The following is a 19,134-nucleotide window of genomic DNA, read 5'->3' as shown; positions in this document are numbered from 1 at the left end:
TCATCCTGCGCATGGCGTTCGCCGGCGAGGAGACGGGCAAGGGCCCCGGTGGTCCGGGCGGCCGGGGCGGCGGGCAGCAGGTGTCGCAGGCGGTGGCGACGCCGCGCCCGTTCAGCGACCAGATCCGCGTGCTCGGCGTGGCGCGCGGCCGGCGCTCGGTGAACATCACCTCCTCGACCAGCGAACTGATCACCCGCGTGCTGTTCGCAGACGGCCAGCGCGTCGCCGCCGGGGCGCCGCTGGTGCAGTTGCAGGCGCGTGAAGAGGACGCCGGCGTCATCGAAGCTCGCGCCCAGGTGGCCCAGGCGCGCTCGATGTACGAGCGGTATCGCGAATTGGGCGAACGCGGCTTCGCGTCGCCGATGATGGTCGAACAGTACGAGACCCAGCTGGAGACCGCGCAGGCTGGGCTCAACGCGGCGCAGGCGCGACAGGGCGATCGCACAATTCGCGCGCCCTTCGCCGGCGTGCTCGGGCTGAGCACGGTCACCGCCGGCACCCTGGTCAATCCGGGCGCCGTGATCGCCACCCTGGACGATATCGACGTGGTGCGCGTCGACTTCCCGATTCCCGAACGGTACCTCGGCGTGCGGCGCGCCGGACAGCCGATCGCCGCGACCGTGGATGCATATCCGGGGCAGGTCTTCAGCGGCCGCATCGCCCTGATCGACACCCGGGTCAATGAGCAGACGCGGTCGGTGACGGCGCGGGCGGAAATCCCCAATCCGGGCTGGCGCATTCGTCCCGGCATGGCCGTGCGGGTCACCGTCGCCCAAGGGCAGCGGACCGCGCCCGCAGTCCCGGAATCGGCCGTGCAATACGAGGGCGAAGGCGCCTTCGTATATCGTATCGCCGCTGGCGAAGGCGGGGCGACCGCGCAGCGGGTAGAGGTCGACACCGGCGCGGTCGAGGGCGGCTTCGTCGAGATCGTCTCCGGCCTGAACGCGGGCGACCGGGTGGTCGGCTCGGGCCTGAACCGCATCCAGCCCGGCGCCCCGATCCGCGTCGCCGGCGCAGCGCCGCGCGCGACGGCGAACGAGAAGGGCGCCGCTCGATGATGCTGTCCGACGTCGCGGTCCGGCGCCCTGTCTTCGCGGCGGTGGCGGCCATCGTGCTGTGCGTCATCGGCGCGGCCTGCTTCTTCTTCCTGCCGGTGCGCGAACTGCCCGACGTCGATCCGCCGATCGTCTCGGTCAACACCAGCTACGCCGGCGCCTCGGCGGAAGTGATCGAGAGCCGCATCACCGAACGGATCGAGCAGCAGATCGCCGGCATCCAGGGCGTCGAGCGGATCAATTCGACCAGCCGCGATGGCCGCTCGAGCGTGTCGGTCGAGTTCTCGCTGGATCGCGATATCGACGACGCCGCCAACGATGTGCGCGATCGGGTCTCGCGGGTGGTCGGAAACCTGCCGGACCAGGCCGACCCGCCGGAGGTGCGCAAGGCCGACTCCGACGCCCAGCCGATCATGATCCTGTTCCTGCGCGCCTCGACCATGAACCGGCTTGAGCTGACGGATTACGCGGACCGGTACCTGCTGGATCGCTTCGCGACCGTGCCCGGCGTGGCGGCGGTGAACATTTACGGCGAGCAGCGCTATGCCATGCGCATCTGGCTCGACGCCGGGGCGATGGCGGCGCGCGGAATCACGGTCACCGACGTCGAGAGCGCTCTGACCACCCAGAACGTCGAACTGCCCGCCGGGGCGCTGGAGTCGGGGCAGAAGAACTACACGGTCCGGGTGGCCCGGACCTACGCCAACGCCGAGGATTTCCGGCAACTGCCGATCGGCGCGCGCGGACTGACCACCTCGACCGGGACGTCCACGGGGACTTCCGCAGGGGCCTCGGCCGCGGGCGGACTGCCCAGCGGGGCGAGCGGCGCCATTCTCGGCCAGGCCGGCTATGTCACCCGCCTGGGCGATATCGCCCGGGTGGAGGAGGCGCCTGAGGAGGATCGTCGCCTGTTCCGCGGCAACGGGCTGGATCAGATCGGCCTCGCGATCACCCGGCAGGCCCAGTCGAACGACCTCGCCATCTCCAAGGGCGTGCGGCAGATGATCGAGGACGTCGAGCCCAGCCTGCCGGAGGGCGTGGAGCTGGTGGTCGGCTCGGACAATTCGGTGTTCACCTCGCACGCGATCGACGAGGTGTGGATCACCATCGGCATCTCCATGGCGCTGGTGGCCCTGGTCAACTTTATCTTCCTCGGCACCCTGCGGGCGGCGATCATCCCGTCTGTCGTCGCGCCGATCTGCCTGCTGGCGACCTTCATCGTGCTGGCGCCGCTGGGCTTCTCGCTGAACCTCTTGACCCTGCTGGCGCTGGTGCTGGCCATCGGCCTGGTGGTCGACGACGCCATCGTGGTGACCGAGAACATCCAGCGTCGCCTCGACCACGGCGAACCGCCGCTGGTCGCCGCCGAGCGCGGGGCGCGGCAGGTGTTCTTCGCGGTCGTGGCCACCACCGTGGTGCTGCTGTCGTTCTTCGCCCCGCTGCTGTTCCTGCCCGGCTACGTGGGCCGCCTGTTCGTCGAGCTGGCGGCGGCCATCGCCGCCGCTGTCGCCTTCTCGGCCTTCCTGGCCCTGACCCTGTCGCCGATGCTGGCCTCCAAGATCCTGCGTCCCGCCACCAGCGGCGGCTGGGTGGCGCGCAGGGTCGACTGGGCCATGGACCGGCTGAAGACGTCCTACGGCGCCTCGCTGCAGGCGCTGATCGGGCGCCGATCCGCGGTGGTCGGCGTCGTGGGCCTGATCGTCCTGGTGGGCGGCGGCGCAGCGGCCATGTTCCTGACCCTGCCGGAGACCCTTGTGCCGGATGAGGATCGCGGCCGCGTTTCGGTGCGGGTGCAGGGGCCGGAAGGCGCCGGCTTCGACTACACCCGCGAGATCATGCTGGGGCTGGAGCCGACGCTGGCCGAATACGTCGCCAACGGCGAGGCCGAGACCTACCTCGTCTCGGCGCCCGGTTTCGGCGGCGGCAGCTTCAACTCGGGCAATGCGGTGCTCACCCTCGCCGACTGGTCCGAAAGGGACCGCTCGGCCGACGAGATCGCTCAGGAGCTGAACGGCAAGCTGCGCAGCCAGACCGGGGCCCAGGTCAACGCCTCGACCCCCGGCGCCTTCCAGCGCGGCGGCGGCAACTCGAATTCCATCGAGATGGTGGTCACGGGCGCCGAGTACGAGGAAATCTACGACTGGCTGCAGCCGGTGCTGGCCGCGTCGCTGCAGAACCCCGGCTTCTCGCGCCCCCGCCTGAACTACGAGCCCAACGCGCCGCGCGTCCTGGTCGACGTCGATCCCGAGAGGGCCGCGGCGCTTGGCGTCTCGTCGCAGTCGATCGGCCGTACGCTGGAGACCATGTTCGGCTCCCGCCGCGCCACGACCTATCTGAAGGGCGGCCAGGAATACGACGTCGTCCTGCAGACGGAGCGCGAGGACCGGCGCAGCGTCGGCGACCTCGAGGCCCTGTATGTCAATACCGGGTCGGGCGCGCTGGTGCCGCTCTCGGCGGTCGTGACGACGGAGACGACCGGGGACACCCCGGAGCGGCGTCGCCTGGACCGGCAGCGGGCCATCACCCTGAGCGCGGACCTGAATCCGGGCATGACGCTCGTCGACGCCACCGGCTTCCTGACCGAGGTGGCCGCGCAGCAACCGCAGGGCGTGGTGACCACGCAATGGGGCGGCGCGGCCCGCGACCAGCAGGAGGCGGGCGGCGCCGTGGCCGCCGCCTTCGGCCTGGCGCTGCTGCTGGTCTTCCTGGTGCTGGCGGCCCAGTTCGAGAGCTGGATCACCCCGGCGGTGATCATGCTGACCGTGCCGCTGGCGGCCGCGGGCGGCCTGTTCGGTCTGGTGATGGCGGGCTCCAGCCTGAACATCTACTCGCAGATCGGTCTGATCATCCTGATCGGCGTGGCCGCGAAGAACGGCATCCTGATCGTGGAGTTCGCCAACCAGCTGCGCGATCAGGGGCGTTCGATCCGCGAAGCGATCATCGAAAGCTCGACCCTGCGTCTGCGCCCGATCATCATGACCTCGATCGCCACCGCCTTCGGCGCGCTGCCGCTGATGCTGTGGCAAGGGGCGGGCGCGGGCAGCCGTCAGACCATCGGCGTGGTGATCTTCACCGGCGCCATGTTCGCGACGATCCTGACCCTGTTCATCGTGCCGGTGATCTACGGCGTGCTGGCGCGCTTCACGAAGTCGCCGGAATACACCGCCCGCAAGATCGAGGAATGGGAAGCGCAGGAAACGGTCGCCGAAACGAAGCGGGTGGAGTAGGTCGCGCTATCATCGTCATCCCGGCCTTCGCCGGGATGACGATAGCTATGGCGAGTATTGCAACAAACCCATAGATTGTGCGGATGCCGTCGCACCGCCGCTTCATCGCGACCTACATCATGTGCAGCGGGCGGAACGGCACGCTGTACACCGGCATGACCTCCAATCTTGGCGCGCGCGTCTGGAAGCACAGGGCGGGTACCTTCGAAGGCTTCAGCAAGACCTACGGCTGCACGCGTCTCGTCTGGTTTGAGCGCTTCCCATGGGGCACGCAGGCGATTGTCCGCGAGAAGCGGATCAAGGAATGGCAGCGGGACTGGAAGCTCAGGCTCATCGAGGAAACGAACCCCGACTGGCTCGATCTGGCTGCAGACTGGTTTCCTGAGAACGACCCGAACTGGACGCCGCCTGAGGAGGAATAGGCGCCGGACTGCCATCGTCATCCCGAAAGCCCCGCTCCATCTCCCACTGCTATCGTCATCCCGGCGAAGGCCGGGACCCAGCGGCGCCGCGACGGCGGCGAAACACCGGCGGCACCCGAATACGGTTGCTGTATCAATCGTCAGCGCTCCCGACAGCTTCGCGCTCACGCGCGCCGCTGGGTCCCGGCCTTCGCCGGGATGACGACAGCATAAGGGGGATGGAACTGCGCCAGCTGAACCCGGACGTCAGCAATGTCCGCCATGGGTAGACAGTGGTCCTTCGTTCACGAACTAGTGCCGTCATGCGAGAGTTTTTGGTCTGCTATGACTACGGGATGGGCGGCTTGTGGTGGTGGATCGCCGCGCCCAGTGCTGAAGCGATACATGCTGCCTTCAGGGACATGGTGGTGTTCGACACGCCGCCGGATTGGTGGAGTGACGAGGAAGACGCGATCACGCCCCACGTCCAACTGGATCACAGCGGTCATAAGGTGCTTAACAGCCTAAGGCGCTGAACGTCCGCAACCGGGAGTAATCGGTCATTCGCTGACGCGCCGATGGCGGACGTCGAAACACGACGGCCGAACCGGCCGCCGTCCAACGATGACGAGAGCTATTGTGGGGCCGCCGGCCCCTCCGCCACATAACCCGTCTCGACCTTCAGCCAGGCGATGACGTCGCGGCGGTCCGTGGCGTCGTCTAGGCCGGCGAAGCTCATCTTCGTGCCCTTCAGGAAGGTGTGCGGGTTCTCCAGCCACTGATCCAGATGTTCGGCGTCCCAGACGAAGCCGGCGTTCTTCACCGCGGTCGAATAATTGTAGCCCTCAACGCCGCCCGCCTGACGGCCGAAGACGCCGTACAGGTTGGGGCCGGTCATGTTCGCGCCGCCCTCGGCGACCGTGTGGCAGGACCGGCAGCGGGAGAAGACGCGGCGGCCGTTCTCGAGGTCGCCCTGATTGTAGGGCGCGGGGAGGGCGGCCAGCAGGGCGGCCTTCTGCTGCGGGGTCAGTTCAGGCTTGGGCGGGGCCTTGGGCGCGGCCGGTCCGGCGCCGCCGTCGCCGCAGGCGGACAGGCCCAGCAGGAGGGCGGCGGCGAGGGCGAGGCGGGTCATGGGCAGGCTCCGGAAACCGCGCCAGTGATAGCTCAACTGCGACCATCGGCAACCGCCTGCGACGCTTGGGCGGGGTGGACGCTTGGGTGTCGCACCTGATAATCACTGTCAGCAAATGGCGCGCTCCTTTCGCGCCGGCGTCCCATACGAGTTTCATGTCCGACACCCTCAAACTGAGCGACGCCCGCAAGGGCGCCCGCGGCGTCATCATCAAGGTCGGCGAGCACTGCCATCACCAGAGCGACGCCATCGAGCTTGAGCGTCGCCTGCTGGAGCTGGGGTTTGTGGAAGGCGCGCGGGTCGAACTGCTGCACGAGGGCCTGTTCGGCCGCGATCCCATCGCCCTGAAGGTCGATGACATGCGCGTGGCCCTGCGTCGCCATGAGGCCGCCAGCCTGGTCGTGAAGCTGGACGCCGCCTGATGGACGTCGCGCTCAAGACCGCCCGCATCGCCCTGGTCGGCAACCCGAACAGCGGCAAGACCGCCCTGTTCAACGCCCTGACCGGGTCGCACCAGAAGGTCGCCAACTACGCCGGCGTCACCGTCGAGCGGAAGGAGGGCTTCATCCGTTCGGCCTCGGGCCGTTCGATCTCGGTGCTGGACCTGCCGGGCACCTATTCGCTGCGCGCCCGCAGCCCCGACGAGGAAGTCACCCGCGACGCCGTTCTGGGCAAGCTGGCGGGCGAGACGCCGCCGGACGTGCTCGTGGCCGTGGCCGACGCCACCAACCTGCGCCTCGTCCTGCGCCTGATCCTCGAGCTGAAGGCCATCGGCCGTCCGATGGTGCTGGCGCTCAACATGTTCGACATCGCCCAGCGTCAGGGGCTGCGCATCGATCTGGACGGCCTGCGCGCCGAACTGGGCGTGCCGATCATCACCACCGTGGCCACCCGTCGCCGCGGCATCGACGATCTGGTCGCCGAGGTCGAGGCCGTGCTGGCCGCCAACGCCGCCTTCGGCGACGGCGACTGGGTCGCCCCCGACGCCGAGGCCCTGCGCGGCAAGGCCCGCGAGGCCGAGCGCATCATGAAGGCCTATGTCCTGCCGCCCGAGCGGCCGGACACCCTGACGGGCAAGATCGACAGCGTGCTGCTGCACCCGGTGGCCGGTCTGGTGATCCTGCTGGGCATCCTATTCGTCATGTTCCAGTCGGTCTTCGCCTGGGCCGCCCCGGCCATGGACGGCATCGAGGCCGGGATCGGCTTCGTGGGGCAGGGGATCGCCGGCGTCATCCCCGACGAAGGCCTGTGGGGGCTGTTCCAGAGCCTGCTGGTCGACGGCCTGATCGGCGGCGTGGCCAGCGTGCTGGTCTTCCTGCCGCAGATCCTGATCATCTTCGCCTTCATCATCGCGCTGGAAGATTTCGGCTACATGGCCCGCGCGGCCTTCCTGATGGACAGGATCATGGGCGGCGCCGGGCTGCACGGCCGCGCCTTCATCCCGCTGCTGTCCAGCTTCGCCTGCGCCATTCCGGGCATCATGGCGACGCGGGTGATCGATAACCGCCGCGACCGCCTGACGACCATTCTGGTCGCGCCGCTGATGACCTGTTCGGCGCGCATCCCCGTCTATGTGCTGATCATCGCCGCCTTCATTCCGAACGAGACCGTCTGGGGCTTCGCGAACCTGCAGGGGCTGGTCATGTTCGGCCTGTACGCCGCGGGCATCTTCAGCGCCCTGACCGTGTCCTTCGTCATCCGCAAGATCTTCTGGAGGGGCTCGACCGAGCCCTTCATGATGGAGCTGCCGGCCTACAAGGTCCCGGATCTGAAGAACGTCCTGTTCAATCTGTGGCTCCGGGCGAAGATCTTCATCAACCGCGCCGCCCGCATCATCCTGCCGCTGATGATCGCCGTCTGGTTCCTGTCGACCTTCCCCTATCCGCCGGAAGGCGCGACCGGCCCGGCCATCGACTACTCCTTCGCCGGCATGATCGGCCATGCGTTGGAGCCCCTGTTCCGTCCCATCGGCTTCAACTGGCAGATGGTCGTGGCGCTGGTGCCCGGCATGGCCGCGCGCGAGGTGGCCGTGGCCGCGCTCGGCACCGTCTATTCAGTCGCCGACGCCGAGAACGCGACCAGCGCCATGGCCGGGGTCCTGGCCGCCAACTGGTCGCTGGCGACGGGGCTGGCCTTCCTGGCCTGGTACATCTTCGCGCCCCAGTGCCTGCCGACGCTGGGCGTGGTCCGCCGCGAGACCAACTCGCTGAAATGGACGTGGATCATGATCGTCTACATGTTCGGCCTGGCCTATCTGGCGTCGTTCGTGACCTACCGCGTGGCGGTCGCGCTCGGCGGGGGGTGACGCCCGCCGGGTTCCCCATTCGGGAGACCCTTGATTGACAAGGCGACGGCAAGGGTCGATCTCCCGGGCATCCGGGGGTTGGATCATGCTGTCGCCGCTCAAGCCGCTGCTTTGCAGGCACGATTATTTCTGGTCCGAGCGCCATCGCTCGGAACGCTGCCGACGCTGCGGCAAGCTGAATGAGGGCGGCGAACCGGACGTCGGCGCGGAAGCGCCCGTCAAAATTCCCTTCGCCGAGACCGCCGTGCAGACCGTGCGCCCGCCCGCGCCGGAGATCGGGCCGCCGGTCGAGGACGCCTTCCTCGACATCCCCGTTTTCGCCGAGCCGCTGCCGCCGCGTCGCGCCGCCGCCGGGGACAAGGTCCTCAAGGCCCAAGCCAAGCTGCGTCGCGAAAACCTGCTGGAGCTGCTCGAGCGCCTGGCCGACGGCCGCCAGCCCTCGCGAGAGGAGGCGATCGACGCGGTCCTGGCGGTGATCGAGGACGCCCACTCGTCCGATCCGGTGCTGTTCGGCGAACAGGCCGCGGCGCATTTCGCGCGGCTGCACGAAACCCGGGCGCGACTGATCTTCTGATCGGGAAGAGTGGTGCCGGATGAGGGGATCGAACCCCCGACCTTCGGTTTACAAAACCGCTGCACTACCGCTGTGCTAATCCGGCGTCCCGCTTGACGGGCCGTCCTTATGCTGGCGCATGGGGCGATACGCAAGCGGGGCCCGTCGTGCCGATCTCCATTCCCCATCTGGCGCCGGTGCTGATGCTGGTCGCCTCCAACGTCTTCATGACCCTGGCCTGGTACGGACACCTGAAATTCGGGTCGAAGCCGCTGTGGATCGTGGTGATCGTCAGTTGGGGCATCGCCTTCTTCGAATACTGCCTGGCCGTCCCCGCCAACCGGATCGGCCATCAGGTCTATTCGGCCGCCGAGCTGAAGACGATGCAGGAGGTGATCACCCTGATCGTCTTCGCCGTCTTCTCGGTCACCTTCCTCGGCGAGAAGCTGACGATGAACCACGCGGTCGGCTTCGCCCTGATCATCGCCGGGGCGTGGTTCATTTTCCGGGGCCCGCTCTAGAGCGCGGCGGCGATCCGGTCGGCCAGTCCGCGCAGCACCGCCGCGTCCGCCATCGGCGCATGGCCGTGGCCCTTCATCTGGCGGTCCACCCAGCGCGGGATGACGTGGAAATGCAGGTGGAAGACGGTCTGGCCGCCCGCCTCGCCGTTGTACTGGACGATCTGGAAGCCCTCGGGCTTCAGCGCCGTCTCGATCGCCTTCGCCGTCCGCTGGGTCGCCGCGATCACCTTCGCCAGCGCCTCCGGTTCGATCTCCAGCAGGTTCCGGGCGGTCGAGGTCTTGGAGATGATCAGGGCGTGGCCTTCCGACTGGGGGAAGACGTCCATGAAGACCAGGACGTCGTCGTCCTCCCACACCTTCACCGACGGAATCTCGCCGCGCAGGATCTTCGCGAAGATGTTGTCCGGGTCGTAGGCGGCGTGAAGGGTCATGGCGGGCTCCGTTGAAGTCGCAGGCTAGCAATCCCTGCGCGGGGAGGGGAGCCCCGCGGCCGTTCAGGTGTTATGGTCAAGGTTCCCGGATGGAGTTCGCCATGCTGCGCCTGATCGTACAGTTCCTCGTCACCTGCCTGGCCCTGTGGCTCGCGGCCCGGATCGTCCCCGGGGTGTCGTTCAGCGACAACGGCTCGCTGGCCTTCGCGGCGATCCTGCTGGGCATCGCCAACGCGGTCGTGCGGCCGATCCTGACGGTGATCACCTTCCCGCTGACCATGATCACCTTCGGCCTGTTCCTGCTGGTGGTGAACGCCGCCGTCATCGGTCTGGTCGCCTGGCTGCTGGGCGGTTTCACGGTCGCCGGGCTCGGCGCCGGCATCGGCGCGGCCATCGTCACCGGCATCGTCAGCTGGATCGCCGGCTGGTTCATCGGGCCGGAGCCGGCTGCCCGCTAACCTGCGAGCTACCCAAGGTCCTTGCGGAAGGGCGACAGGTCTTCCGCCATGGCGTGCATCTCGGCCTCCATGGCCGGGCGCTCGCGCTCCAGATAGTCGGCCACCGCTCCGCGCAGGCCGGGGTCGGCGATGAAGTGCGCCGAGTACACCGGCGAGGGCAGGTAGCCGCGCGCGATCTTGTGGTCGCCCTGCGCGCCCGCCTCGACCCGCGACAGGCCGCGTTCGATCGCGAACTCGATGGCGCGGTAGTAGCAGAGCTCGAAATGCAGGAAGGGGACCTCGTCCAGCGCGCCCCACTGACGGCCGTACAGGGCGTCGCGGCCGATGAAGTTCAGCGCCCCCGCCAGCGGCTCGCCGTCCCGGAACGCCATCACCAAGGCGATCCGGTCCGCCATCGTGGCGCCGATGCGGGTGAAGAAGTCCCGCGTCAGATAGGGCCGGCCCCATTTGCGGGAGCCCGTGTCCATGTAGAAGCGGAAGAAGGCGTCCCAGTGCGCTTCGAGGATGTCCGCCCCCGTCAGCACCCGGATGTCCAGCCCGACGTTGGCCTCGCGCCGCTCGCGCCTGACCGTCTTGCGGCGGCTCGAGGACAGGGCTGACAGGAAGTCGTCGAAGGTCGCGTAGCCGCCGTTGCGCCAGACGTACTGGATGTCCTGCCGCCGCAGCAGGCCCGCCTCGCCCATGGCGTCCTGGTCCTCGCGGGTCGGGAAGGTCACGTGCAGGGACGAGACGCCGAGGCGTTCGGTCAGGGTCAGGGCGCCCTGCAGCAGGGTCTCGCGCACCGTCGCGGCGTCGGCGTCCGGATGGCCCAGGAACCGCGGCCCGGTGACCGGCGTGAAGGGCACGGCGTCCAGAAGCTTGGGGTAGTAGCGCCCGCCGGCGCGCTCATAGGCGTCGGCCCAGCTGTGATCGAAGACGTATTCGCCCTGGCTGTGGGCCTTGAGCCAGAGGGGCATGACGCCGATCACCCGGCCGTCCTCGTCCTCCAGCGCCAGATGGCGGCCCGCCCAGCCCTCGCGGGGGACGGCGCTGCCGGACGCCTCGCAGGCGTCGAGGAAGTCGTAGCTGACGAAGGGATCGCCGGTCGGGGCGGCGCAGGCGTCCCATGCCTCCCGGCCGATCTCGGCGACGGTGTTGTGGACGCGGATTTGAAAGCCTGTTCCGCTCATCCCGGCGAAAGCCGGGACCCAGTGCTTTGGGTGATCCGTCCTTGCCGGGTGTGCGCCATCGCCAGTCCTGAAGCGCCTGCGTCAGGCTGGACAGAACTGGGTCCCGGCTTTCGCCGGGATGAGCGGAGTATGAGGGCCGTTTTCAGGATCAGCGGACTTCCACGATCGCATCAACCTCGACCGCGAAGCCCAGCGGCAGCTTGTAGACGCCGACGGCCGAGCGGGCGTGGCGGCCCTTGTCGCCGAACACCTCGACCATCAGGTCCGAGCAGCCGTTGATCACGGCGGGGATGGCTTCGAAATCGCCGGCGGCCTGCACGAAGCCGCCCAGCTTCACCACGCGCACCACGCGCTCCAGATCGCCGTCCAGCGCGGCCGACATCTGGGCCAGCAGGTTCACGCCGCACAGGCGGGCGGCGGCCTGGGCCTGTTCCGGCGAGACGTCGGCGCCGACGGTGCCCTTCACGCCGCCCGAGGCGTCGTTCGACAGCTGGCCCGAGATGTGGAGCAGGTTCCCCGACTGGACGTAGGGCACATAGTTGGCCACCGCCTTGGCGGGTTCCGGCAGGTTGATGCCGAGTTCGGCGAGACGGGCGGCGACGGTCATGGGTAGCTCCAGAAGGGATTTGTGGGGCGGTTTAGCGCGTTCCTCCCCCTTGGGGGAGGGGGACCATGCGAAGCATGGTGGAGGGGCGGTTGGGCCTGGCGCAGTCGCCCTTCACCCTGGACAGCGCGAGCGGATAGACCCCTCCACCGCCGTTCCGGCGGTCCCCCTCCCCCAAGGGGGAGGAACGGCTATTTGAGCGCTCTCCCCGCCACCACGGCCGCCTTGCCGAACTTCAGCCGCAGGGCGTCGATGGCCTTCTCGGTCTTGAGCGTGCGGGCCTCGGTGCTTTCGAACAGGGCGGCGGGGGCCTCGACCGCGTCGACGACCTCTCCCATGCCGATGCCGATCAGCCGGTAGGGAACGCCCAGCTCCGGCGCCAGCAGCTCGCGCCCGGCGGCGAACAGGGCCCGCGCCGTCTGCACCGGCTCGGGCAGGCTGATCCGACGGGTCACGATCCTGAAGTCGGTCTTGCGCAGCTTCAGCACGATCACCCGGCTGGCGACCCCGTCCGCCCGCGCCTTGGAGGCCAGCTTCTCGCACAGGGGCCACAGCTCGTTCTCGAGGTCGGCGACCGCCGTCAGGTCCTCGTTGAAGGTCGTCTCGGCGCTCATCCCCTTGCGGTCATGTTCGGGTTTCACCGCCCGCGCGTCGCGGCCATGGGCGAGGTCATGCAGGCGCAGGCCCGTCTCGCCGTAGCGTTTGGCCAGGTCGCGCACGTCGGCCCGCGCCAGATCGCCCACGGTCGCATAGCCGTCGCTCTGCAATGTCTTGCCGAACACCGGGCCGACGCCGGGCAGGATGCGCACCGACTTCGGGGCCAGCAGCGCCACGGACTCGGCCCCGATCACCGAAAAGCCGCGCGGCTTGTCGAGCTCGGACGCGATCTTGGCCAGGAAACGGTTGGGAGCCAGGCCGATGGAGACGGTCAGGCCGATTTCGTCCTCGATCCATTTCTGCAGTCGGATCAGCTGGAAGGCGGGCGGGCCGCCGTTCAGGCGCTCGGTGCCCTTCAGGTCGATCCACGCCTCGTCCAGCGACAGGGTCTGGACCAGCGGCGTCAGGGCCCGCACCGCGCTGAAGATGCGCTCGCTCTCGGTCACATACTTGCGGAAGTCCGGCTTGAGCACGACCGCCTCGGGGCAGGCCTTCAGCGCCTTGAACATCGGCATGGCCGAGTGGACGCCGTACATCCGGGCGACGTAGCAGCAGGTCGAGACCACGCCCCGCTTGCCCCCGCCGACGATGACCGGGACGTCGCGCAACTCCGGCCGGTCGCGCTTCTCCACCGAGGCATAGAAGGCGTCGCAATCCAGATGGGCGATGGTCAGGTCGGCCAGTTCGTCATGGCTGACCACCCGCCGCGACCCGCACGCGCCGCAGCGATCGAGCTTGCGCTCGTCGGTCGTCAGGCAGTCGCGGCAGATGGACTTCATGCGGGAGAGATTGTGCCTGAGCCGCCGTCGGCAAGCCATCGCCGGCTCACCTCTCCATCGCCCCTTCAAGGCGATGGGGAGGACAGATCGCGGAGCGATCAGGTGGGGGCGGCGCAGGGGGGTGCGGTTGGCCCGCCGACACCGGTGTTCGAGCCAGCTTCGGCCCTGACGGAGCCGCCCTCACCTGATCGGCGCCGTGCGCCGATCTGTCCTCTCCATTCGCTCGGGGCGAATGGAGAGGTGAAGCCCCCCGTTAACCCCCGGAAAACCCCAGCTTCACGTCAACTTAAGAGAACCGTGGTGAGACTGTCAGGGAAGAGCACAAGCCCCCGGCGCGCACGCGTCCTGAGAGGGGTGAACAGGCCGGGTGGTGATGTCGAAGAAGGTCCTCATCGTCGAGGATAACGAGCTGAACATGAAGCTTTTTCATGATCTGCTCGATTCCCAGGGGTACGAGACCCTGCAGACCCGCGAAGGGCTGCAGGCGCTCGCCCTGGCGCGCCAGCATCGTCCCGACCTGATCCTGATGGATATCCAGCTACCGGAGATCTCCGGGCTGGAGGTCACCAAATGGCTCAAGGACGATGAAGAGCTGAACCACATTCCGGTGGTCGCCGTGACCGCCTTCGCCATGAAGGGCGACGAGGAGCGGATCCGTCAGGGCGGCTGCGAGGCCTATATCTCCAAGCCCATCTCGGTGATGCATTTCCTCGAGGTCGTCCGGAAGCATCTGGGGTAGGGCGGGATGACGGCGCGCATCCTTGTCGTGGACGACGTCGAACCGAACGTCCGCCTGCTCGAAGCCAAGCTGACCCTTGAGTACTATGAGGTCCTGACGGCCATGGACGGGGCGACGGCGATCGAGGTCGCCTCGGCCGAACGGCCCGACATCATCCTGCTGGACGTCATGATGCCCGGCATGGACGGGTTCGAGACCTGTCGCCGGCTGAAGGCCGATCCGGTCACCCGCCACATCCCGGTCATTCTGGTCACCGCCCTGGACGGGCGCGAGGACAAGATCAGGGGCCTCGAAGCCGGCGCGGACGACTTCATCACCAAGCCGATCGACGACGTCATCCTGTTCGCCCGCGTGAAGTCGCTGGTGCGGCTGAAGGCGGTCATGGACGAGCTGCGCGAGCGCGAGGAGAGCGGTCGCCGCTTCGGCGTGGACACCGACGGCGCGGGCCGCCTGCGCGGGTCCGGCGGCCGGGTGCTGGTCGTGGACGACAGCGCCCTGCAGGCCGGCAAGATCGTCGACCAGTTGTCGGACGAGCACCGCCCGGTGCATGAGCCCGACCCCGCCGCGGCCCTGATCGCCGCGCGCGGTCCGGTGGACCTGATGATCGTCAACGTCTCGGCGTCCGAATTCGACGGCCTGCGCTTCATCGCCCAGGCCCGCTCGACCGAGGCCTCGCGCCGCGTGCCGATCCTGGCGGTGGTCGATCCCGCCGACCGGCCGCGCCTGATCAAGGCGCTGGAGCTGGGTGTCAACGACATCCTGCCCAAGCCGGTCGATCCGGAAGAGCTGGACGCCCGCGCCCGCAGCCAGATCAAGCGCAAGCGCTACGCCGACTTCCTGAAGCAGAAGCTGGACTACAGCCTCGAGATGGCCGTCACCGACGCGCTGACCGGGCTGCACAACCGCCGCTACATGGCGGGGCAGTTGCAGGCGCTGATGAGCCGCGCGGGGCAGGGGGGCGATCCGGTCGCCGCCCTCGTCATGGACATCGACCACTTCAAGGCGGTCAACGACGGCTTCGGCCACGACGCGGGCGACGAGGTGCTGCGCGAGTTCGCGGTGCGCCTGGCCACCAATGTCCGCGCCATCGACCTGCCGTGCCGCCTGGGCGGCGAGGAGTTCGTGGTCGTCATGCCCGGCGCCTCGCTGGAGGACGCCACGAAGGTCGCTGACCGCATCCGCCGCGACGTCGCTTCCCAGCCCTTCCCGATCATGGGCGGCGCCGAAAGCCTGACCATCACCGTCTCTGTGGGCGTCGCCTGCTCGACCAGCGCGGCCGACACCCCCGACGCCCTGCTGAAGCGGGCGGACGAAGGCGTCTATGAGGCCAAGAGCCGGGGCCGCAACCAGGTGATCGCAAGGGCGGCGTAAGGTGAACTGGCGGAGGGCTCCGATGCTGGCGGCTGTCCTCGCCCTGATCGGCGTGACCGCTCCTTCGGGGCAGGCGGAACCTGCGCAGACGTCGACTTCTGATCCGACCTGCCATCCCGATCACCGACGGGCGCCGGCCGGCTTCTGTGAACTGGTGGAAGAGCTTGGGCGGTTCGAAAGCGCCCGGTCCGGGCCCGTCGTGGACGGCATCCCGACGATGGAGGTGTTCTACAGCCCCGCCTGGGGCACAGGGATTCACATCCAGTCCGTCGCGCTGGTCTCGCCGACGACGCAGGGTTTCAAGGTCCTCTGGAGCCACCTCGTTCTTGAGGTGAGCGACGTCATGCCGGATCGCTACCCGGCCTCGGCGAACGTCTATGAGTGGCGCTACGCGTCCGATGCGCGACGCATCACGGTCACGGGGACCCGCACCGAAGGCGCCGTCGTCGATATGCGTGAAGGGCGGGTGGACGGAGAGCGGACCTCTCTTCCCGACAAGGCGTGGTGCTACGTCACCGGCATCCGTGCCTTCGAATCGTGTTGATGCGCCGCGTTCCCGATCATCGACCGCCGGGCTGCGCGCGGGTCTGGGGCGCAGCCCTGTCGATGTTGATGCTCGTGGCCTGCGACCGGGAGCCTGCGGCGTTACCCGGTGAGGCCGCCCGGCCAGAGGCGATGCGTGGAGACGACTTTCCGACCTGCGGGGGAGCCCTGAAACCGGGCGCGGCCCCGGCCTTCTTCGAGCGCCTCGAACAGGCTCTGCAGAACGGCGGGCCTGTTCCGGTGAGCTTCTACCACGAGACTGTGGTCATCCGGTCCGAAGGCCGGAGCCTGACCTTCCGGCGCGACGATTTCCGGCCAGGCGCGCGCGCGCTGCTCTCGAACGATCAGTGGCGTGAGATCGCGGATCGGGGTTTTCGCGACCTGGCCGACGCCGGTTGGCGTGGTTGCATCCTCGGGGACGGCAAGGCCGGGTTCCAGTCGGACGCGAACGGGGAACTGGGTCTCTCCCGCTTTGACAAGGACCGGGTGTGGTCGCTGGTCCGGTCGCACTGAAGCCCTACCGCGTCATCCACGGCTTGGACTTGCCCGCGGCGATGCGCGCCGCCTGTTCGCGCTGGAACTTGCCGCCGCGCGGGGGCTGGGGCTTGGCGGCGATCTTCGCCTGCTTCAGGCGCAGCGCCTTCTGGGCCGGGGTCTCGTTCTCGGGAATGGGCGCGGGAGCGTCGTCGGGCTGGTCGGTCATGTCTTCCCTCTAGCACATAAGGCGTGACGGGGTCTGATCCCCGCGTTCCGACCCATGGACTCATCCCGGCCCCTGCTTTCAACTGGCCGGGACAAGGGAGACGCGCCGATGACGGGATCGTTCATGCCGGGGTTCGCCGTGCTGGCGGCGCTTCTGTCGGGCGGCGTTCCCGTACAGGAGGCCGAGGAGGTCCAGACCTTCGGGGCTTGGGAGGTTCGCCATTTCCATAGCCGGAGCGGTCCGACCTACGAGCACGGCGCACGGGCCTCCCTGCTGACCCGTGACGGCTACATCAGCGTGGAATGTCGGCGGCAAGGGGAGGCGACCCTGCTGGTCAGTTGGCAGCCCAACGCCCGGCTGGGCGGGCTGAATGACTATGAGCCGCGCGAGGTGACGGTCCGCTGGGACCGCGGCCCCGCCTCGGTCGAACCGTGGGAGGCCTTTGTCGGCGCGGCCTGGAAGCGTGATGACGCCTACGCCCGGGCCTTCGCCGAGCGACTGGCCGCCTCAAGCAGCCTGACGCTGGCGGCGGTGGATGAGCGGGGGCGGCGGCAGGAACGCACCTACCGCCTCGGTCCTTCAGCGGACACCCGGGCGGCGATGGCGCGGGTGCAGGAGGACTGCCGGCGGGGCTGGCACTGAGCGCGGGACAACGAAAAACGCCCGGTCATCGCTGACCGGGCGTTTCGAAAATCGTCAGGCGATCAAGTGCTTACTTGATCTTGCCTTCCTTGAATTCGACGTGCTTCTTCACGACCGGATCGTACTTCTTGACGACCATCTTCTCGGTCATGGTGCGGGCGTTCTTCTTGGTGACGTAGAAGAAGCCGGTGTCGGCGGTCGAGTTCAGGCGGATTTTGATCGAGGCGGGCTTGGCCATCGGAGAAATTACCTTTGCGGACGGCGAAAGCCGCGGAAATGAGAGGCGCGGAACATACTCAGGCGCGGCCGGAAGTCAACGGGCGTGACGCCGCATTGAGCGGAAGTCCTCTACGGGCCACCGTGGCGGCATGAAAACCCTGATCCTCACGGCCTTCGCGGTCGCCGCCGCCTTCAGCACGCCCGCCCTCGCGCAGGAGCCCGCGAATCCGCAGGACGCCTTCCTCGCCCGGCTGAACGCCCTGTGCGGGCAGAGATTCGAGGGGCGGGTGGTGTCGACCGACGCCGCCGACGACTCGTTCCGCAGCCAGAGGCTGGTCATGCATGTGCGGGACTGCGCGGCGGACGAGGTGGGCATTCCCTTCGCCGTGGGCGAGGACCGCTCGCGCCGCTGGGTGATCACCCGCACCGTCGAAGGCCTGCGCCTGAAGCACGACCATCGCGATCCGCAGGGCGAGATCCACGGCTGGCACATGTACGGCGGGGACACGACGGAGCCCGGCACGGCCTCGCGCCAGTCCTTCCCGGTGGACCAGGAGTCGATCGACCAGTTCAACGCCGGCGGGGCGCAGGTCTCGACCACCAACACCTGGGCGGTCGAGGTGCATCCGGAGCGGATGTTCGCCTATGAGCTCAGCCGCCCGGGCGGCCGCTTCTTCCGGGTCGAGTTCGATCTGTCGCGACCGCTGGCGGACTAGAGAGCCCGCCACCCCGCCGTCGGCCGCACCGTCGCGCAGGCGGGCGTGCCGTCCTTGCCCCGGCCCGGCAGGACCACCTCCAGCACCGCGCCGGCGCGGGCCCTGTCCAGCAGGCTGGGCGGGATGTCGTGGATGTCGATCTTGGCCCGACGGCTCCATTCCGAGGCGTGGTCGCCCGCCGAGGTCCCGATGCGGATGTAGACGAAGCGCCGCTCCTTGCCCTCGCGCCGGACGAAGGGGCCCAGCACCCGGTTGTCGTCGGCCAGCCGGATCGGGACGTCGAACGACAGGGGCGCCCCGGTCGCCGTCACCGGCTCGAACGGCATGTCGTCCTGCTGCAGGCTGTAGCGGACGCCCGGGACCGGGTCGGCGATGGTCAGGCGCAGGGTGATCGGAGTGTCGGCCATCAGCGGGCGTCACGGAGGCCGGTCAGCAGGTCTTCGGCCTGTTCGAGGCGACGGAAGAGGTCGTCCGCGTCGCCGCTGGTGCAGCCGCTGTCGAAGCTCAGGGACTGATCCGCCACGCCCCGCCGAGACCAGACGACGCTGCCGTAAGCGCCGTCCGTGATAACGCGCTCGCAACGGAAGGCCACGCCTTCGTAGGGGGCGAACAGGGCGCGGAAGCGGTCGAACTGGTCAGCGGTGACGGGGAAGACGGTCGTCTCTCCGGCGCGGTCGATGTAGCGGCCCTCTCCGCCGCGCGGGAGGGTCCATTCGACCAGACGATTGCCCCAGGATTTCCAGACCAGGGTCATGCTCTCGGGAGACTGCGCCGCGGCGGGCGGGGCGGTCAGACAGGCCATGAGGGCGGCGGCGATCGGGGCGAGACGGCGCATGAACTGGTCCTCCGGCGACCAGAGAACCTCTGTCCGGCGAGGCGCGCAAGGCGCCGGCGGGCGGGATCAGGCCC

Annotated in this window: 23 protein-coding genes and 1 tRNA gene; 14 read left to right on the top strand and 10 right to left on the bottom strand. The window is 68.6% G+C overall.

From position 1 onward, the window contains the following. The 3 genes from VGE03_RS14750 to VGE03_RS14740 form a co-directional block, all read left to right on the top strand. On the top strand, positions 1-1,058 hold a 1,058-nt coding region (locus tag VGE03_RS14750), incomplete at its 5' end, for an efflux RND transporter periplasmic adaptor subunit (RefSeq protein ID WP_331047230.1). After that, positions 1,058-4,282 (top strand): efflux RND transporter permease subunit, encoded by a 3,225-nt coding sequence (locus VGE03_RS14745; protein ID WP_331047232.1) that lies wholly within the window; start codon positions 1,058-1,060, stop codon positions 4,280-4,282. The genes VGE03_RS14750 and VGE03_RS14745, both read left to right, overlap by 1 nt. A gap of 83 nt (positions 4,283-4,365) precedes the next feature. Next, entirely contained in the window at positions 4,366-4,704 is a 339-nt protein-coding gene (locus VGE03_RS14740; RefSeq protein WP_331047229.1) for a GIY-YIG nuclease family protein, read from the top strand. 613 nt (positions 4,705-5,317) lie between these two features. On the opposite strand, the gene VGE03_RS14735 is transcribed toward VGE03_RS14740, so the two are convergent. Next, positions 5,318-5,815 (bottom strand): cytochrome c family protein, encoded by a 498-nt coding sequence (locus VGE03_RS14735; protein WP_331047228.1) that lies wholly within the window; start codon positions 5,813-5,815, stop codon positions 5,318-5,320. Positions 5,816-5,970: 155 nt separating this feature from the next. On the opposite strand from VGE03_RS14735, the gene VGE03_RS14730 reads away from it, so the two are divergent. From VGE03_RS14730 to VGE03_RS14720, 3 genes are all read left to right on the top strand, one after another. Further along, a complete protein-coding gene (locus VGE03_RS14730; protein ID WP_331047227.1) occupies positions 5,971-6,237 on the top strand; it encodes a FeoA family protein in 267 nt (88 codons plus the stop codon). Beyond that, positions 6,237-8,120: a ferrous iron transporter B gene (gene feoB / locus VGE03_RS14725; protein WP_331047226.1), complete on the top strand. Its 1,884-nt coding sequence runs from the start codon at positions 6,237-6,239 to the stop codon at positions 8,118-8,120. Before VGE03_RS14730 ends, feoB begins: the two co-directional genes overlap by 1 nt. Before the next feature lie 85 nt (positions 8,121-8,205). Beyond that, positions 8,206-8,694, top strand: coding sequence for a hypothetical protein (locus VGE03_RS14720; protein ID WP_331047225.1), 489 nt, complete (start codon positions 8,206-8,208; stop codon positions 8,692-8,694). A 10-nt stretch (positions 8,695-8,704) separates the two neighbouring features. On the opposite strand, the gene VGE03_RS14715 is transcribed toward VGE03_RS14720, so the two are convergent. Continuing rightward, a tRNA-Thr gene (locus tag VGE03_RS14715) sits at positions 8,705-8,779 on the bottom strand. 61 nt (positions 8,780-8,840) lie between these two features. Between VGE03_RS14715 and VGE03_RS14710 the strand changes: the two genes are divergently transcribed. Then, on the top strand, positions 8,841-9,194 hold the full coding sequence (locus tag VGE03_RS14710; RefSeq protein WP_331047224.1) for a DMT family protein: 354 nt from the start codon (positions 8,841-8,843) through the stop codon (positions 9,192-9,194). Here the strand turns inward: VGE03_RS14710 and VGE03_RS14705 are convergent. Beyond that, a complete protein-coding gene (locus tag VGE03_RS14705) occupies positions 9,191-9,625 on the bottom strand; it encodes an HIT family protein (RefSeq protein ID WP_331047223.1) in 435 nt (144 codons plus the stop codon). The two genes, VGE03_RS14710 and VGE03_RS14705, sit on opposite strands and share 4 nt — an antisense overlap. 101 nt (positions 9,626-9,726) lie before the next feature. On the opposite strand from VGE03_RS14705, the gene VGE03_RS14700 reads away from it, so the two are divergent. Further along, a complete protein-coding gene (locus VGE03_RS14700) occupies positions 9,727-10,083 on the top strand; it encodes a phage holin family protein (RefSeq protein ID WP_331047222.1) in 357 nt (118 codons plus the stop codon). 8 nt (positions 10,084-10,091) lie between these two features. On the opposite strand, the gene VGE03_RS14695 is transcribed toward VGE03_RS14700, so the two are convergent. From VGE03_RS14695 to VGE03_RS14685, 3 genes are all read right to left on the bottom strand, one after another. Continuing rightward, positions 10,092-11,252, bottom strand: a complete 1,161-nt coding sequence (locus VGE03_RS14695) for a GNAT family N-acetyltransferase (protein ID WP_331047221.1) — start codon at positions 11,250-11,252, stop codon at positions 10,092-10,094. A 148-nt stretch (positions 11,253-11,400) separates the two neighbouring features. Beyond that, positions 11,401-11,859 (bottom strand): RidA family protein, encoded by a 459-nt coding sequence (locus tag VGE03_RS14690; RefSeq protein ID WP_331047220.1) that lies wholly within the window; start codon positions 11,857-11,859, stop codon positions 11,401-11,403. Positions 11,860-12,047: 188 nt separating this feature from the next. Next, entirely contained in the window at positions 12,048-13,292 is a 1,245-nt protein-coding gene (locus tag VGE03_RS14685) for a DNA polymerase IV (protein WP_331047219.1), read from the bottom strand. A 373-nt stretch (positions 13,293-13,665) separates the two neighbouring features. On the opposite strand from VGE03_RS14685, the gene VGE03_RS14680 reads away from it, so the two are divergent. The 4 genes from VGE03_RS14680 to VGE03_RS14665 are packed head-to-tail and all read left to right on the top strand — an operon-like array spanning position 13,666 to position 16,458. Then, positions 13,666-14,031, top strand: a complete 366-nt coding sequence (locus tag VGE03_RS14680) for a response regulator (RefSeq protein WP_141626327.1) — start codon at positions 13,666-13,668, stop codon at positions 14,029-14,031. A gap of 6 nt (positions 14,032-14,037) precedes the next feature. Then, complete coding sequence (locus VGE03_RS14675; protein ID WP_331047218.1) at positions 14,038-15,402, top strand: PleD family two-component system response regulator; 1,365 nt, start codon at positions 14,038-14,040, stop codon at positions 15,400-15,402. Positions 15,403-15,424: 22 nt separating this feature from the next. After that, entirely contained in the window at positions 15,425-15,946 is a 522-nt protein-coding gene (locus tag VGE03_RS14670; protein WP_331047217.1) for a hypothetical protein, read from the top strand. After that, on the top strand, positions 15,946-16,458 hold the full coding sequence (locus VGE03_RS14665) for a hypothetical protein (protein ID WP_331047216.1): 513 nt from the start codon (positions 15,946-15,948) through the stop codon (positions 16,456-16,458). The genes VGE03_RS14670 and VGE03_RS14665 overlap by 1 nt, the downstream gene beginning before the upstream one ends. A gap of 4 nt (positions 16,459-16,462) precedes the next feature. Here the strand turns inward: VGE03_RS14665 and VGE03_RS14660 are convergent, their stop codons facing one another. After that, a complete protein-coding gene (locus tag VGE03_RS14660) occupies positions 16,463-16,648 on the bottom strand; it encodes a hypothetical protein (protein ID WP_331047215.1) in 186 nt (61 codons plus the stop codon). 108 nt (positions 16,649-16,756) lie between these two features. On the opposite strand from VGE03_RS14660, the gene VGE03_RS14655 reads away from it, so the two are divergent. Then, positions 16,757-17,290, top strand: a complete 534-nt coding sequence (locus VGE03_RS14655) for a hypothetical protein (protein ID WP_331047214.1) — start codon at positions 16,757-16,759, stop codon at positions 17,288-17,290. Positions 17,291-17,360: 70 nt separating this feature from the next. Here the strand turns inward: VGE03_RS14655 and rpmG are convergent, their stop codons facing one another. Further along, complete coding sequence (gene rpmG / locus VGE03_RS14650) at positions 17,361-17,528, bottom strand: 50S ribosomal protein L33 (RefSeq protein ID WP_029417689.1); 168 nt, start codon at positions 17,526-17,528, stop codon at positions 17,361-17,363. Positions 17,529-17,658: 130 nt separating this feature from the next. Here rpmG and VGE03_RS14645 point away from each other — a divergent pair, with 130 nt between their 5' ends. Continuing rightward, positions 17,659-18,225: a hypothetical protein gene (locus VGE03_RS14645; RefSeq protein WP_331047213.1), complete on the top strand. Its 567-nt coding sequence runs from the start codon at positions 17,659-17,661 to the stop codon at positions 18,223-18,225. Here the strand turns inward: VGE03_RS14645 and VGE03_RS14640 are convergent. Together VGE03_RS14640 and VGE03_RS14635 are read right to left on the bottom strand one after the other, a co-directional pair. After that, positions 18,222-18,632 (bottom strand): DUF5990 family protein, encoded by a 411-nt coding sequence (locus tag VGE03_RS14640; protein WP_331047212.1) that lies wholly within the window; start codon positions 18,630-18,632, stop codon positions 18,222-18,224. The genes VGE03_RS14645 and VGE03_RS14640 overlap by 4 nt on opposite strands. Then, positions 18,632-19,060 carry a hypothetical protein gene (locus tag VGE03_RS14635; RefSeq protein WP_331047211.1) on the bottom strand — a complete coding sequence of 143 codons (429 nt, stop codon included), beginning with the start codon at positions 19,058-19,060 and terminating at the stop codon, positions 18,632-18,634. Before VGE03_RS14635 ends, VGE03_RS14640 begins: the two co-directional genes overlap by 1 nt. Positions 19,061-19,134 lie beyond the last annotated feature (74 nt).

The organism is Brevundimonas sp., from assembly GCF_036400995.1.
Lineage (GTDB): Bacteria > Pseudomonadota > Alphaproteobacteria > Caulobacterales > Caulobacteraceae > Brevundimonas.
This window is presented reverse-complemented; position numbering and strand designations above follow the sequence as displayed.

Excerpts from the sequence above, each read along its gene's own strand:
- VGE03_RS14735 (WP_331047228.1), bottom strand. The coding sequence starts at position 5,815 with ATGACCCGCCTCGCCCTCGCCGCCGCCCTCCTGCTGGGCCTGTCCGCC.
- VGE03_RS14640 (WP_331047212.1), bottom strand. The coding sequence starts at position 18,632 with ATGGCCGACACTCCGATCACCCTGCGCCTGACCATCGCCGACCCGGTC.
- VGE03_RS14685 (WP_331047219.1), bottom strand. The coding sequence starts at position 13,292 with ATGAAGTCCATCTGCCGCGACTGCCTGACGACCGACGAGCGCAAGCTC.
- VGE03_RS14655 (WP_331047214.1), top strand. The coding sequence starts at position 16,757 with ATGACGGGATCGTTCATGCCGGGGTTCGCCGTGCTGGCGGCGCTTCTG.
- feoB (WP_331047226.1), top strand. The coding sequence starts at position 6,237 with ATGGACGTCGCGCTCAAGACCGCCCGCATCGCCCTGGTCGGCAACCCG.
- VGE03_RS14670 (WP_331047217.1), top strand. The coding sequence starts at position 15,425 with ATGCTGGCGGCTGTCCTCGCCCTGATCGGCGTGACCGCTCCTTCGGGG.
- VGE03_RS14700 (WP_331047222.1), top strand. The coding sequence starts at position 9,727 with ATGCTGCGCCTGATCGTACAGTTCCTCGTCACCTGCCTGGCCCTGTGG.
- VGE03_RS14690 (WP_331047220.1), bottom strand. The coding sequence starts at position 11,859 with ATGACCGTCGCCGCCCGTCTCGCCGAACTCGGCATCAACCTGCCGGAA.
- VGE03_RS14635 (WP_331047211.1), bottom strand. The coding sequence starts at position 19,060 with ATGCGCCGTCTCGCCCCGATCGCCGCCGCCCTCATGGCCTGTCTGACC.
- VGE03_RS14695 (WP_331047221.1), bottom strand. The coding sequence starts at position 11,252 with ATGAGCGGAACAGGCTTTCAAATCCGCGTCCACAACACCGTCGCCGAG.
- VGE03_RS14745 (WP_331047232.1), top strand. The coding sequence starts at position 1,058 with ATGCTGTCCGACGTCGCGGTCCGGCGCCCTGTCTTCGCGGCGGTGGCG.
- VGE03_RS14730 (WP_331047227.1), top strand. The coding sequence starts at position 5,971 with ATGTCCGACACCCTCAAACTGAGCGACGCCCGCAAGGGCGCCCGCGGC.
- rpmG (WP_029417689.1), bottom strand. The coding sequence starts at position 17,528 with ATGGCCAAGCCCGCCTCGATCAAAATCCGCCTGAACTCGACCGCCGAC.
- VGE03_RS14645 (WP_331047213.1), top strand. The coding sequence starts at position 17,659 with ATGAAAACCCTGATCCTCACGGCCTTCGCGGTCGCCGCCGCCTTCAGC.
- VGE03_RS14680 (WP_141626327.1), top strand. The coding sequence starts at position 13,666 with ATGTCGAAGAAGGTCCTCATCGTCGAGGATAACGAGCTGAACATGAAG.
- VGE03_RS14720 (WP_331047225.1), top strand. The coding sequence starts at position 8,206 with ATGCTGTCGCCGCTCAAGCCGCTGCTTTGCAGGCACGATTATTTCTGG.
- VGE03_RS14660 (WP_331047215.1), bottom strand. The coding sequence starts at position 16,648 with ATGACCGACCAGCCCGACGACGCTCCCGCGCCCATTCCCGAGAACGAG.
- VGE03_RS14675 (WP_331047218.1), top strand. The coding sequence starts at position 14,038 with ATGACGGCGCGCATCCTTGTCGTGGACGACGTCGAACCGAACGTCCGC.
- VGE03_RS14740 (WP_331047229.1), top strand. The coding sequence starts at position 4,366 with ATGCCGTCGCACCGCCGCTTCATCGCGACCTACATCATGTGCAGCGGG.
- VGE03_RS14665 (WP_331047216.1), top strand. The coding sequence starts at position 15,946 with ATGCGCCGCGTTCCCGATCATCGACCGCCGGGCTGCGCGCGGGTCTGG.
- VGE03_RS14705 (WP_331047223.1), bottom strand. The coding sequence starts at position 9,625 with ATGACCCTTCACGCCGCCTACGACCCGGACAACATCTTCGCGAAGATC.